Raw genomic sequence first — 12,952 nt, forward strand, 5'->3', positions numbered from 1 at the left:
ATTTACTCAATGACTATGCGATTTCGTTCGTTTGTAAGCTCCGTTTGCAGTGTCCTGCTCGTGCTGGTCCTCATAGGCTGGCACAGCCGTAAGGAAGACAAACTTCTGATTTTCCTGAAAAACAGTACCAATCAGCCCACAGCTAATGTCGCAGCCGGAACGCTGATGGCCTTTGTTGGCCAGAACGGTATCGATGCCGATACAACCTCGAATGAGGCTTACATCGCGGAGGATTCTCTGAAGAACTATCGCGCTGTACTTTTCCTGCAAACATCGACCGATGTGCTGGAGACCTGGCAGCAGAACGATGTAGAGCGGTTTGTGCAGGCGGGTGGGGGGATGGGCGTTGTCAACGCCAGTGGCTTTACTGCCTATCAATGGCCGTGGTACAATGACCTGATGGCGGGCGGTAACAAACCCGCGGATGCCAATCGCCCCGTTTTCTGGACGAAAACGTACGATGGCGGGCCCATCTTTTATGCCGCTGCCGGTAGCATTACCGACCAGACACTGAGTAAACAGATTCTGGAGGGCATCAAACAGGCCATGGATGGCCCCGCGATCAACTACCGGAATGCCCATACTATGCGGACGCCGGAAGAAAACCGCTTTACCGCTACCGTACTCGATTCGTACATGGAAGAGCCCATCGAGATGGAGGTTATGGACGATGGGCGCGTGCTGTTCATCGAACGCCGGGGCAACATCAAGCTCTATGACCCGACCGCCAAAGCAACGAAGGTCATCAACAAACTGCCTGTTCACCTGACGGGTAACTACGAAGATGGTCTGTTGGGGATGGAACTGGACCCTGACTTCGGGAAGAATCACTTTGTCTATCTCTATTACTCCCCCGTAGGTAATAAACCGGTGCAGAACCTGTCGCGCTTTCGTTTTACCGGCGATAGCCTGCAGATGGCCTCCGAGAAAGTGGTGATGCAGGTGCCGGTTCAGCGCGAGACCTGCTGCCATTCGGCGGGTAACGTATACTTTGGGCCGGATGGGAATCTATACCTGTCTACGGGCGACAACACCAGTTCAAAAGAGTCCGACGGGTTTTCGCCCCTGGACGAGCGTCCGGGCCGGGCTCCGTTCGATTCGCAGAAATCGTCGGGTAATACGAATGACCTGCGTGGTAAAATTCTTCGGGTTCACGTCGAAGCAGATGGTACCTACACCATTCCAGCGGGAAACCTGTTCCCTAAAGACGGGTCGAAAGGACGCCCCGAAATTTATGTGATGGGTGCGCGGAACCCTTACCGGATCTGGGTCGACAAGCGCGGTTTCCTGTATTGGGGCGACGTAGGGCCGGACGGTGGGGTTGCGAACGAACGCGGTCCGAAAAGCCAGGATGAATGGAATCAGGCCCGGAAGCCGGGCAACTATGGGTGGCCTTACTTTGTGGGCGACAACAAAGCCTACGCCGATTTTGACTTTGCCTCCAACAAAGTCGGAGCCATCTTCGACCCGGCACGGCCAGTCAACGAGTCGCCCAACAATACGGGCGATAAAGTGCTGCCACCGGCGCAGAAAGCCATGATCTGGTATCCATATGACAAATCGACCGAGTTTCCGATGCTGGGTACCGGCTCGCGGAGTGCGATGGCCGGACCCTTCTATTACCTCGGCGATTACAAAAAATCGGACGTCCGCTTGCCGAAATATTACGACAACAAGATGTTTATCTACGAATGGGCCCGGAACTGGATAAAAGTGCTGAGTTTCACGGAGGCTGGTGACCTGAGGCAGATCGAATCCTTCCTGCCTACTACGTTTATCTCCAAACCAATCGATATGAAGTTCGGCCGTGACGGGGCCATGTATGTACTGGCTTATGGTGCGAATTATTTTGCCCGCAACCCCGATTCGCAATTGGTCCGCATCGAATACTCCGAAGGTAACCGCCGGCCGGTGGCTAAAATCACCGCGTCAAAAACGGTGGGGGCGGCCCCGCTGACCGCTACGCTCTCGGCGGCTTCATCCTTCGACTATGACCGGGGCGATAAAATTACGTACCAGTGGGAATCCGGTACTGGCCAGAAATCCAATGCCGTTGCTCCCACCTTTACCTATGCCAAACCCGGTGTTTACCGGCCTAAACTGACAGTCATCGACGCCGAAGGGCAACGCTCAACGACGGAGCTGGAGATGAAAGTGGGTAACGAAACCCCACAGGTCGACATCGTGCTGCGGGGTAATCGGTCGTTCTATTTCGATAAGACACCGATGGCGTATACGGTTACCGTGCGCGACAAAGAAGATGGTAGCCTTAATAAAGGTATTTTACCAAAACAGGTAAAATTCTCCATCGATTACCTGGCCGAGGGAAAAGATCTGGCCCTGCTTACCTCCAATAGTCAAAATCTTGGCGATGTCGGGGCCAGGTATATACAGGGTAAAACGTTGGTCGCCAACAGCGACTGTAAGGCCTGCCACGCCATGAACGTGAAATCAATTGGCCCTTCCTGGATAGACGTGTCCAAACGATATAGCCCGGCTGCCGAAAGTGCCGTACCAATGCTGGCAAAAAAGGTGGTTACCGGCGGAAATGGCAATTGGGGAAAGAATATGATGTCGGCCCACCCCCAGCATACCGAGGCCGAAACAGGCGAAATGGTCCGGTATATCCTCTCGCTAACGGGCGATGCAACGCAGCGGTTGCCGCTCGTGGGTTCCTATACGCCCCGCCCGCCCGCAAACGCGACTGAGGAAGGAAGTTACGTGATTTCGGCCAGCTACGCCGATAAAGGAAACCCGATCACCGGTTCGCTGACGGGCCGGAAGCTGATTGTCCTGCGCAACCCTAAAGTACAGGCAGAATCTTACGCGCAATCGGCCAATGTCGACCGCAAACACCAGGATGGCAGTAACCAATCGTGGGTGGGCGATATCAAAGACGGGTCATACATTGGCTTTTCCGATGTCGATCTGACAGGTATTTCACGGCTGGAACTTAACGTGGCGGCCATGCCATCGCGCGGAGGCCGGGTTGAGATTCACGTTGGTTCGCCGACGGGTAAACTGCTGGCTACGGTCGACATAACAAACCCCGCTGAAACCAATGCCGGTACGGGGCGGAAAGGCCCGCTCTGGCAGCTTGTTTCGGCACCGATTGCCAACGCGGGCGGCCTTCAGGACCTGTTCTTTGTGTTTCGCAACGATCAGGTAAAAGACAAAAACCTGCTAATTGTCGACTGGATTCAGTTTGCGCGCAAATAAGGCAGTTAGTTAGCCCTCACCGGCAGTGACAGTGACCGTTGCCGGTGAGGGCTTCAGGCTTTTGCCAGGTTGACAATGTCTTTCACTTCCAGAATCGGTTTCTCATAACCGACTCTAACCGAGTTGATCATTGCAAGGGCCAGCTCGCGCAGGGTTGAGAATCCCGCCGGATAGATCGCCCGGCCAAGGGGGTACAGCCAGGAGATGTACTTGTAATAAACCAGTGTGTTTTTCAGACCTTCGGTCGGTTTCATGAAGCCCGGCCGGAACATATACGCTTTTTTGAAGGGCAGGCGCATCAGCGCATTTTCCGTCGCGCCCTTCACGCGCGCCCACATGCTGTTACCCTTTTCGGTGCTGTCGGTAGCTGCGCCGGAGATGTAGCCGAACGTCATGTCGGGGTTAAGCTTCGACAGGGTTTGGGCAACGTACAGTGTCAGGTCGTAGGTGAGTCGCCGGTATTCGGGTTCTTTCATGCCTACTGATGATACGCCCAGGCAAAAAAAGCAGGCATTATATCCGCTCAACTGACTTTCGATGGAGGTCAGGTTCATAAAGTCAGCCTGGATGATCTCGCGCAGTTTCGGGTGCGAAACGCCACCGGGTTTTCGGTTGATAACCAGCACCTGCTCAACATCGGGATGTTGCAGACACTCGTGCAGGACGCCTTCACCAACCATGCCGGTGGCACCTGTAATAATTGCGTTGATTTTCATGAATAAGCGGGTTAGTCAAAAAAGAGATGCAGGCCGATCGTTATCCGATATTCGTACTGGATTGGATAAATTTACCGGCTCAACGGTCAGTATCCAAATCACTCGTTACGCCTTAAACGCCCCTACTGCATGCGATTCATTTATTTTCTTTTTCTCCTTGGGCTGACTTCATCGGGTTTCGCCCAGGAACTGGTCAGCAACCGCCAGCGCGATATTGTATTTCGGGCTGTCAACGTGATTCCGATGGATCGGGAGCGCGTGATCGAAAATCAGACCGTTGTCGTGCGTAATGGTAAAATTGCCGCTATTGGTGATGTCGGCCGTGTGACCGTCAGTAAGGATGCGCTGGTCATTGACGCGGCCGGTAAATACCTGACGCCGGGCTGGGCCGAAATACACGCCCACGTCCCGCCCATCGACGACATTGAGCCGATGAAAGAGGTGCTGACACTGTACCTGGCGAACGGCATCACAACGATTCGCGGGATGCTGGGCCACCCGAAACACCTCGAACTCCGTAGCAAAATAAACAGCGGTGAAATTCTGGGACCTCATTTCTACGCAACGGGCCCGTCGTTCAACGGGCAGACGGTGAAAACGGCTGCGCGGGGTGCCGAGATGGTGCGTGAGCAGAAAGCTGCGGGCTACGATTTCCTGAAACTGCATCCCGGCCTGACCAACGAAACGTTTCCGGCCATTGCCCGAACGGCGCAGGAGGTTGGTATTCCGTTTGTAGGGCATGTCTCGTTCAATGTGGGTGTCTGGCGTGCGATCGATGCACACTATTCCACGATCGACCATCTGGATGGATTTATCGAAGCCATCACGCCGGGTAGCGACACCCTGGCCGAGCCCGAAACGGGCCTGTTCGGGTCGTGGATCGGTTACCGCGCCGACCCCGCGCTGATTCCGAAGCTGGTAAAAGCGCTCAGCGACAACAAAATCCGGGTGGTGCCTACCCAGGCGCTGGCTGAGCGCTGGCTGTCGCCCCTGCCTGCCGGGGCCTTTACCGACGATCCGGAGATGAAATACATGAAGCCGAAGGATGTCCAGAACTGGGTAAACGCGAAAAACACGTATATGGGCAATCCGAACTTCTCGAAAGAACACGCCGAAAAGCTGGTGCAGATACGCCGGAAGCTGATCTACGAATGCCAGAAGAACGGCGTCGAGCTTCTGCTGGGCTCCGATGCGCCCCAGATATTCAATGTACCGGGCTTTTCAATTCACCACGAAATGAAATACATGGTCGACGCGGGACTCACACCATATGAAACACTGCGGACGGGTACGGTCAACGTAGCGGCTTACCTGAAGAAGGCTGATTCGGGCATTGTCAAAGCGGGAAATGTGTCGGATCTGGTGCTGCTGAGTGGTAACCCGTTGAAAGACATCGGCCAAACCCGGAATATCGAAGGCGTGATGATCGGTACGAACTGGCTTTCGAAAGCTTATATTCAGCAGGAACTGAAGAAACTGGAGAAGAACTAACCGCTGGTGTGGCTAAGCTGGCGCGTCGGCGCGAGGTTGGATAAAGAACACGTATCTTCGCGGCCATTCACGAACACGTAGCAGCCGTAGACAAATAAATGGAGGCAAAAGACAGTAACGGAACAACACTCGCCGAAGGCGATTCCGTAAAACTTACCAAAGATTTGAAAGTAAAGGGCTCATCGGCCACGCTGAAGCGGGGAACGGTGGTTAAGAATATCCGACTCACCGACGATGCAGAGGAAATTGAAGGCCGTGTCGACCGGACAGTGATGGTCCTGAAGACCATGTATTTGCAAAAAGTGTAACGTGACGTTCAACTTCGCCAAAGTTCTAAACTTTGGCGAAGTTAAGAAGCTGTTCGAGTTAGCCCGTAGGGCTTACATAGCGCAGCGTCGGTGCCCATTACGGTTATTTACCGAAGAGCCCGTCCCAGAACCCTTTCGCTTTCTCTTTCGCTACCTCCAGCTGAACGGCGGCCTCGGCTTTCAGCTCTTCCAGTTTCACCTGTGCGGCTTCGAGCTGCTCGGTGGCTTCGGCTTTCAGGTCGTCGAACTTGTCTTCGGCTACGTCTGCGAGTTGATCGGCTTTGGCGGTTGCGGCCGCAAAGGTCGTTTCAGCCTGGGCCTGTAAGTGGGTCATGGTCTCTGCGGTGGCGGCTTTGGCTGCTTCGAACTGCTCGGTTGCCTGAACTTTCAGGCCCTCGATGTCAATGTCTTTGCCCACTTCCTGCGCTTTAGCGATGAGCTGGTCTTTGAACTCATCGAGTTGCGTTATGGCTGCGTTAAGCTGCGTACTTGCCTCCGTTTTGAAAGCTTCGAACTTCTCCGATGTGGCGCTTTTGGTGCTTTCTACCTGCTCGGTGGCTATTGTCTTCTTATTTTCTTCCATGTCCGTGTTTGTGCAATTCTGATGGTGCGCTAAAATTGATCAGAAACCTCTGCAATAGCAAACAAGCCTCTTGTAATCAGCCTGCCTGATCCAAAGGGTTAATTATGTCCGTTACCGAACAGGGATTGTCCGGGGATGGACACCAATGGAGATATTTTGTTTGGCAGAAGGCTGAAAATGAAGGCGTTGAGTAGTTGGCCTGCCGATTGCTCTCTTTATGATAGGGGCCGTTATCTGGAGCCGTGCACAAAATAAGTCACGCCATGCAACCTTCCGGTCGGCCTTATCATCTTTACCCAAAAATCAAACCAACTCTTTATGAAACGCTACCAGTTTCTACTGACCCTATTGAGTGCAGGCCTATACTCGCTAACCACCATCGCCGGAAACGTACCCGACCGTAAAGGCGCTGGCAGCGACGATACACCGTATCAAGTCAAAACGTTTTCGGGTACTATCAACGCCGTGCGGGCCGAAACATCGGGCGGTAGCCTGACGGTCGAAGGTGGCACCGACCGCAACGCCAAAGTTGAAATGTATGTCCGGGCCAATAACTCACGAGACAACTTAGACAAGCAAGAAATTGAGGAGCGGCTTAGAGAGTATGATATCACTATCGTCAGGGAGGGAAGCACTATCGTGGCTACCGCCAAACGGCGGGGAAGCAACAACGACTGGAAGCGGTCGGTGAGTATCAGTTTCAAGTTTTATACCCCCCGCGCCGTCTCTACCGACCTGCGGACCTCGGGTGGCAGCATCACGCTGAACGAACTATCCGGCAAACAGCGGTTCCGGACCAGTGGCGGAAGCCTGAACCTGACCGATGTAGACGGTGATATTAACGGCCAGACATCGGGCGGCAGCATCCACCTCGACCGCTGCAAGAGCAAAGACCGGATGGACCTGCAAACCTCGGGGGGCAGTATCGAAGCAAAAGAGTCGTCGGGCAGCATGCGGCTGCATACGTCGGGCGGCAGCATCCGGCTTACCGATCTGAGAGGTGACATCGACGCGCAGACCAGTGGCGGTAGTGTTCAGGGCAGCGACATTACGGGCGACATTAAAGCGGGTACATCGGGTGGGTCGGTGCGGCTGGCCAATATTTCGGGCAGCGTAGAAGCCAACACCAGCGCGGGAAGCGTTGACGTAAGTATCGTAAAACTAGGCGAGTATGTCCGGCTGAGTACCAGCGTTGGCAGCGTCCGGGTGAAAATGCCGCTCGACAAAGGTATGGACCTCAACCTGAGCGGCAACCGGGTTACCATACCGACATCCCTGTCTAAATTCGACGGCGACATTGAGAAAGACCGCGTTCGTGGCCGACTCAACGGGGGTGGTATTGCGGTGAACATTTCGGCCAGTAACGGCAGCGTTTACGTGAACCAGTAACCTGTTTCGATTGTCTGCAATAGGGTGACTACTGAACAATGGGGCTTGCTCTGTTCTTCAGTAGTCATTGTTGTTTAGACCGTTTTCGTATGACGTTTGACCGCCAGTTACTCATCAGCCTGGGCCTGACACTCATCAGCAGTGTGCTAATCCTTGTTTGTATCAAGATCGCTTCCAGTATTCACCTTCCTTATTTCGTAACGCCTGCGCTGGCGGCTGGACTGGGTTTTCTGGAGCCGCGCCGGGGCTGGCTGCTGGCGGTGGTGCAGGCGGCCATCATCTGGCTCGGCTATATGATCTTCGTGCCAACCGCAACCGATACGGCCGACGCTGATGTCGAAGCCTTTGGTCTGTATGGGTCCATGATCCTGACCTTTGCCGGTAGCTTTATCGGTGGGCTGCTCAAGCGCGGACTGGACAAGGGTAAGTAGCGCCATAAAAAACTTCGGTTAGCCTGACACGGTTATCATGGGTAAACCAGAATCTATGGAGTCTCTCGTATTTCACCTCGATGCCGACAAGGCAGATCAAAACCTCATCGATAGCATCAAAGCCTATTTCGGTACCCGCCGGGTTCAGATCACGGTCATGCCCGACGAACCAACGGACGATGTAATCGATCCTGACAAGGACGATGAGGCCGATGAGCCGGATTATGCGCTTCCCTACGACGAGATTGCCCGAATTACGACTGCCCTGCAACGTAATGAACCAATCGACGTTATGGCTGAAATGAAGAAATTTATGGGCGATAAATAGCCTCTATTCTATCCGTTGCCGGCCGGGTCTACAGAGCGGCAGACCGTACCTAAGCCTGTTTCTTCGTACCTTTAGGTATTGATTAAGCCTGGCCCTTATGTTTCGCCTGACACCCAAATTGCCTTTCTCCACCCTGGTGCCCAGTTTTGAGGGCGACCTGTATTTTGATGAATCGCCTGAGCACACGGCGCAACGAATCCTCTACGCCACCGATGCTTCCGTTTATCAGGAAATGCCCGTTGCGGTGGCTATACCAAAGTCGGTGGCCGATATCAAGCGGCTGCTGCGATTCGCCAAACAGCATACCCAACTCGGGGTTCCGGTTGGGCTGATTCCACGGGCCGCCGGGACATCGCTGGCCGGGCAGGTCGTGGGTAACGGGATCGTCGTCGATATCTCGAAACACTTCGGTCAGATCCTGGAAGTCAATGCGCAGGAGCGGTGGGTACGGGTGCAGCCGGGCGTCATTCGCGACGACCTGAATGCGTTCCTGAAGCCGCACGGCCTGCTGTTCGGCCCCGAAACATCTACCGCCAGCCGGGCCATGATCGGGGGTATGATCGGCAATAATTCCTGCGGCTTGCACTCCATCATCTGGGGAACCACCCGCGACCATCTGCTGGAGGTTAGAGCCGTGCTCAGCGACGGTGCCGAGGTAACGTTCGGCGCGCTTACCCGCCCGGAGTTCGACGCTAAATGCCGGGGCGAAAACGTGGCCAGTCCTCTCGAACAGCAACTGTATGTTCAATTTCGTGACTGGCTCTCTACCGAAACCACGCAGCAGCACATTCGCGCCGGTTACCCCAAACCAACCGTAACCCGCCGGAATACAGGGTATGCACTGGATGCGATGGTAGGTTTTTGGGAGGAAGGAGGAAAGGAGGAAAGGGAGGAAGGAGGAGAGGGAGGAAGGAGAGAAGGAGGAAAGGAGGAAGCCCCTGCCCTCAACGCTCCCTTTCCTCCTTCCTCCCTTTCCTCCCTCCTCCCTTCCTCCCTTTCCTCCTTCCTCCCTCCTTCCCAATTCAACTTCGCCAAACTCATTGCCGGGTCGGAAGGGACGCTTTGCTTCATCACCGAAGCCAAACTGAATCTGCTGCCGCTGCCACCCGCCGAAACGGCTCTGGTATGCGCTCATTTCGATACGATTCGACAGTCGCTCGAAGCCAACCTGGTAGCGCTCGATCATGGGTGTGCGGCATCGGAACTGGTCGATGATTACATTCTGCAACTGACCAAGACCAACATCGAACAGGCCAAAAACCGTCATTTCGTGGAGGGCGATCCCAAAGCGATTCTGATGGTCGAATTCTTTAGTGCTACCCGGGCTGAGGTTACGGCCCGGGCCAGCGCCTTTGTGGCCGATCTACAGGGCAGGTTGCTGGGGTATGCTTACCCAACCCTGTACGACGACGATACCAAGAAGCCGTGGGCATTGCGTAAGGCGGGGTTGAGTATCATGTATAACATTCCCGGCGATGAGAAACCGGCCAACGTCATCGAAGATACGGCCGTCGACGTGCGCGACCTGCCCGACTACATCGATGAACTCGATCGTATGGCCTGGGAAAACCATGGGTTGAAACTCGAATACTCCGCCCATGCCGGGGCGGGCGAAATTCACGTGCTGCCGCTCATCAACCTGAAATCATCGGCTGGCCGAACGACGTTTCGTAACCTGTTGATGGATACCGCGCAGTTAGTGAAAAAGTACGGCGGCTCGCTGTCGGGGGAGCATGGAGATGGGCGGCTGCGGGGCGAATGTATTGCGTTCATGCTCGGACCTGAAAACTACCAGCTTTGCAAGGACGTAAAGGCCCTCTGGGACCCGCAGAATCTATTCAACCCTGGTAAGGTCGTCGATACGCCCCCCATGAACGAATCGCTGCGGTCGGAGGCCGATGTCGTGATAGCGCCACCCAAAACGATATTCGATTTTTCGGCCGTGGGCGGTATCCTCGAAGCCGCCGAAAAATGCTCCGGCTCGGGCGACTGCCGGAAGACCGAAATCTCGGGCGGGACGATGTGCCCAAGCTACATGGCCACCCGGCGCGAACGCGACACTACCCGTGCGCGGGCCAACATCCTGCGGCATTTTTACAGCAACAAATCCCGGCCCACCAGCCATGACTACGAAACGGTAAAAGACGTGCTGGATCTGTGTCTGTCGTGCAAGGCCTGCACGTCGGAATGCCCGAGCAGTGTGGATATGACGCGCATGAAAGCGGAGTTCACGCAGCAGCAGTACCGCGAGAACGGGGTGCCCCTGCGGGCGCGGCTGGTGGGTAATTTTACCCGGCTTATGTCGCTGGCGAGTCTGACCCCCTGGGCCTATAATGCCATTTACAGTACCCCTGCGCTACGCCGTGCGGCCAACCGGGCCGTTGGTTTTCACCCCGACCGGACCATGCCCGAACTGGCCCCGACAACACTGCGCAAGTGGTGGTGGGAACATAAAAAGGAAGAAAATGAGCGAATCGAGCGGGAACGACGCAAGCACAATGCCCTCTCGACACAAGCCGAAACGGCAAATGCACCAACGGGCAGCGTATTGATTTTTGCCGATGAATTTACGAATTATAACGATGTTGAAGTTGGGCAGAAAGCTATTCAGCTGATGCAGCGGTTAGGCTATTCCGTCACGATGCCCAACCACGTCGAAAGCGGTCGTACATACCTGTCGAAGGGCCTGGTAGACGATGCCCGGCAGATCGCGATCCGGAATGTAACACTGCTGAAAGATATCGTCACGGACGACGCCCCACTGGTCGGTCTTGAGCCGTCGGCCATTCTGACGTTTCGCGACGAATACCCGGCCCTGGTTCCGGCTGAGCTAAAAGCCGATGCACAGCGCATTGCCAAAAACACGTTTCTGTTCGAAGAATGGCTTGCCCGCGAAGCCAGCGCCAACCGAATCGACAGGAAGCTGTTTACGACCCGGACGCGTCAGGTGGTGGTTCATGGCCATTGCCACCAGAAGGCCTTATCGTCGATGGAGCCGGTCAAAACAGTGTTATCGCTGCCCGAAAATTATACCGTAACGCTGATTCCGTCGGGCTGCTGCGGCATGGCCGGATCGTTCGGGTATGAAGCCGAGCATTATGACCTGTCGATGCAGATTGGCGAGCTGGTGTTGTTTCCGGCCATTCGCAAAACAACCGCCGATGTCATCGTATCGGCAGCCGGTACCTCCTGCCGCCATCAGATCAAGGATGGTACCCACCGGCGCGCCCAGCACCCGGCCGAAATTCTGTTCGACGCCCTGACGTAACGCGGACTTCAGCCCGCTGTACTACACACACAGCGGACTGAAGTCCGCGCTACGTCAGCTGCCTTACAAAAAACCTTTTCCGGTTCCGGTGGTTTTCCATAGACCAAAACATTCACAACGATTATGGAAAATAACGCGAACCTCAGCGATGGTGCACAACAGGCTGATATTGTATCGTCTGAACATGCCGAAACAATGTTCAGTGCCGATCAGGCTGAAACCAATATGGTTAAGCTGGTCGACGGTAAGCTGACGCCCATCGGCAATACCGAATCTGATGTTTCTGACGATATGCCCCGTATTCGCCTGGGTAGCGATGAAGAACGGGCGCTTACCGGCGACGATAAAAAGAAGTACGAAAACTCGGAAGCGGCTTTGCGGGCGGGTAATGTCATCGACGTATCGGTGATGCCGAATGATCCCATTGCTGTAGGTGATATCACGGGCAATCCCGACGCGGGGTCTACCGTGGCTACGGGTCTACCATCGGAAGATGCGCCGGACCAGACCGAAGCCGGTAAGGACAGCACACCAACGGGCTCGTTTGGTGTCTGGAATATGATCCCATCCACACCGGGAATACCCGATCCTATGCAGCCGGTGCCGGGTATTCCCGAAACTCCGCCTTATAACCCAGTGCCCGGCCCCGAGATTCCCGATCTGCCCGGAACGCCAAAGCCCGGAACTCCTGAAATTCAGGAGCCGGACCAGCCCGACCGTTCGCATGAGATCAACGCCGGTGCCAACTTCGTGACCTACACGGCCGGGATCGTGGGTATCGACCCCACTCAGGACCTGGAGCCGGGCGAAGCAGTACCGGGTAACCAGTATGAGGGTATGGGAAGTGGACCTGAAGAAGGTATGGTTGAAAAACCTGATACCGGCGATTCGGCTCATCGGTATGATGTCGATGCCAAGGATACCGACCAGTACCAGCCGGGTGAGCGTCGCGAGGAAGGCAAAGAAGCGCAGCAACTGCCGCGTGAACTGGCCGACGAAAGCAGCATTCAGGCGCAGGATATGGTCAGTGGTCCCGACCGCTCGGATCAGAAATCGACCGACGGACTGGATCGTAAATACAATGACCCACAGGCAGCCCGGGATATGGCAAGCTAAGTGGCTGACGAAGACCAATGGAAATGGGTGATCAACTTTACCAATGCTTAGATCATTGGTAAAGTTGATCACCCATTTCCGTTAAATTTGCCAATGTATTTAC

At 55.0% G+C, this 12,952-nt stretch carries 10 protein-coding genes; 8 read left to right on the plus strand and 2 right to left on the minus strand.

What is annotated here, in order from left to right; translation table 11 throughout:
• Positions 1 to 9: 9 nt before the first annotated feature.
• Positions 10 to 3,219 (plus strand): PQQ-dependent sugar dehydrogenase, encoded by a 3,210-nt coding sequence (locus tag FH603_RS04680; protein ID WP_186736289.1) that lies wholly within the window; start codon positions 10 to 12, stop codon positions 3,217 to 3,219.
• A gap of 53 nt (positions 3,220 to 3,272) precedes the next feature.
• On the opposite strand, the gene FH603_RS04685 is transcribed toward FH603_RS04680, so the two are convergent.
• Positions 3,273 to 3,935, minus strand: coding sequence for an NAD-dependent epimerase/dehydratase family protein (locus tag FH603_RS04685; protein WP_186736290.1), 663 nt, complete (start codon positions 3,933 to 3,935; stop codon positions 3,273 to 3,275).
• A gap of 129 nt (positions 3,936 to 4,064) precedes the next feature.
• On the opposite strand from FH603_RS04685, the gene FH603_RS04690 reads away from it, so the two are divergent.
• Both FH603_RS04690 and FH603_RS04695 read left to right on the plus strand, forming a co-directional pair.
• Complete coding sequence (locus FH603_RS04690) at positions 4,065 to 5,426, plus strand: amidohydrolase family protein (RefSeq protein ID WP_186736291.1); 1,362 nt, start codon at positions 4,065 to 4,067, stop codon at positions 5,424 to 5,426.
• Positions 5,427 to 5,524: 98 nt separating this feature from the next.
• Positions 5,525 to 5,734 (plus strand): alkylphosphonate utilization protein, encoded by a 210-nt coding sequence (locus FH603_RS04695; protein WP_186736292.1) that lies wholly within the window; start codon positions 5,525 to 5,527, stop codon positions 5,732 to 5,734.
• 103 nt (positions 5,735 to 5,837) lie between these two features.
• Here FH603_RS04695 and FH603_RS04700 read toward each other — a convergent pair whose 3' ends face one another.
• Complete coding sequence (locus FH603_RS04700; protein ID WP_186736293.1) at positions 5,838 to 6,317, minus strand: hypothetical protein; 480 nt, start codon at positions 6,315 to 6,317, stop codon at positions 5,838 to 5,840.
• A gap of 318 nt (positions 6,318 to 6,635) precedes the next feature.
• Between FH603_RS04700 and FH603_RS04705 the strand changes: the two genes are divergently transcribed.
• From FH603_RS04705 to FH603_RS04725, 5 genes are all read left to right on the plus strand, one after another.
• Positions 6,636 to 7,706, plus strand: a complete 1,071-nt coding sequence (locus FH603_RS04705) for a DUF4097 family beta strand repeat-containing protein (protein WP_186736294.1) — start codon at positions 6,636 to 6,638, stop codon at positions 7,704 to 7,706.
• A gap of 89 nt (positions 7,707 to 7,795) precedes the next feature.
• Complete coding sequence (locus FH603_RS04710; protein ID WP_186736295.1) at positions 7,796 to 8,137, plus strand: hypothetical protein; 342 nt, start codon at positions 7,796 to 7,798, stop codon at positions 8,135 to 8,137.
• Between the two features lie 55 nt (positions 8,138 to 8,192).
• Positions 8,193 to 8,465, plus strand: coding sequence for a hypothetical protein (locus FH603_RS04715; RefSeq protein WP_186736296.1), 273 nt, complete (start codon positions 8,193 to 8,195; stop codon positions 8,463 to 8,465).
• A 97-nt stretch (positions 8,466 to 8,562) separates the two neighbouring features.
• Positions 8,563 to 11,733, plus strand: a complete 3,171-nt coding sequence (locus FH603_RS04720) for an FAD-binding and (Fe-S)-binding domain-containing protein (RefSeq protein ID WP_186736297.1) — start codon at positions 8,563 to 8,565, stop codon at positions 11,731 to 11,733.
• Between the two features lie 123 nt (positions 11,734 to 11,856).
• Positions 11,857 to 12,849 (plus strand): hypothetical protein, encoded by a 993-nt coding sequence (locus FH603_RS04725; protein ID WP_186736298.1) that lies wholly within the window; start codon positions 11,857 to 11,859, stop codon positions 12,847 to 12,849.
• Positions 12,850 to 12,952 lie beyond the last annotated feature (103 nt).

The organism is Spirosoma utsteinense (assembly GCF_014282275.1).
GTDB lineage: Bacteria > Bacteroidota > Bacteroidia > Cytophagales > Spirosomataceae > Spirosoma > Spirosoma utsteinense.

Excerpts from the sequence above, each read along its gene's own strand:
- FH603_RS04685 (WP_186736290.1), bottom strand. The coding sequence starts at position 3,935 with ATGAAAATCAACGCAATTATTACAGGTGCCACCGGCATGGTTGGTGAA.
- FH603_RS04680 (WP_186736289.1), top strand. The coding sequence starts at position 10 with ATGACTATGCGATTTCGTTCGTTTGTAAGCTCCGTTTGCAGTGTCCTG.
- FH603_RS04715 (WP_186736296.1), top strand. The coding sequence starts at position 8,193 with ATGGAGTCTCTCGTATTTCACCTCGATGCCGACAAGGCAGATCAAAAC.
- FH603_RS04705 (WP_186736294.1), top strand. The coding sequence starts at position 6,636 with ATGAAACGCTACCAGTTTCTACTGACCCTATTGAGTGCAGGCCTATAC.
- FH603_RS04695 (WP_186736292.1), top strand. The coding sequence starts at position 5,525 with ATGGAGGCAAAAGACAGTAACGGAACAACACTCGCCGAAGGCGATTCC.
- FH603_RS04700 (WP_186736293.1), bottom strand. The coding sequence starts at position 6,317 with ATGGAAGAAAATAAGAAGACAATAGCCACCGAGCAGGTAGAAAGCACC.
- FH603_RS04710 (WP_186736295.1), top strand. The coding sequence starts at position 7,796 with ATGACGTTTGACCGCCAGTTACTCATCAGCCTGGGCCTGACACTCATC.
- FH603_RS04720 (WP_186736297.1), top strand. The coding sequence starts at position 8,563 with ATGTTTCGCCTGACACCCAAATTGCCTTTCTCCACCCTGGTGCCCAGT.
- FH603_RS04690 (WP_186736291.1), top strand. The coding sequence starts at position 4,065 with ATGCGATTCATTTATTTTCTTTTTCTCCTTGGGCTGACTTCATCGGGT.
- FH603_RS04725 (WP_186736298.1), top strand. The coding sequence starts at position 11,857 with ATGGAAAATAACGCGAACCTCAGCGATGGTGCACAACAGGCTGATATT.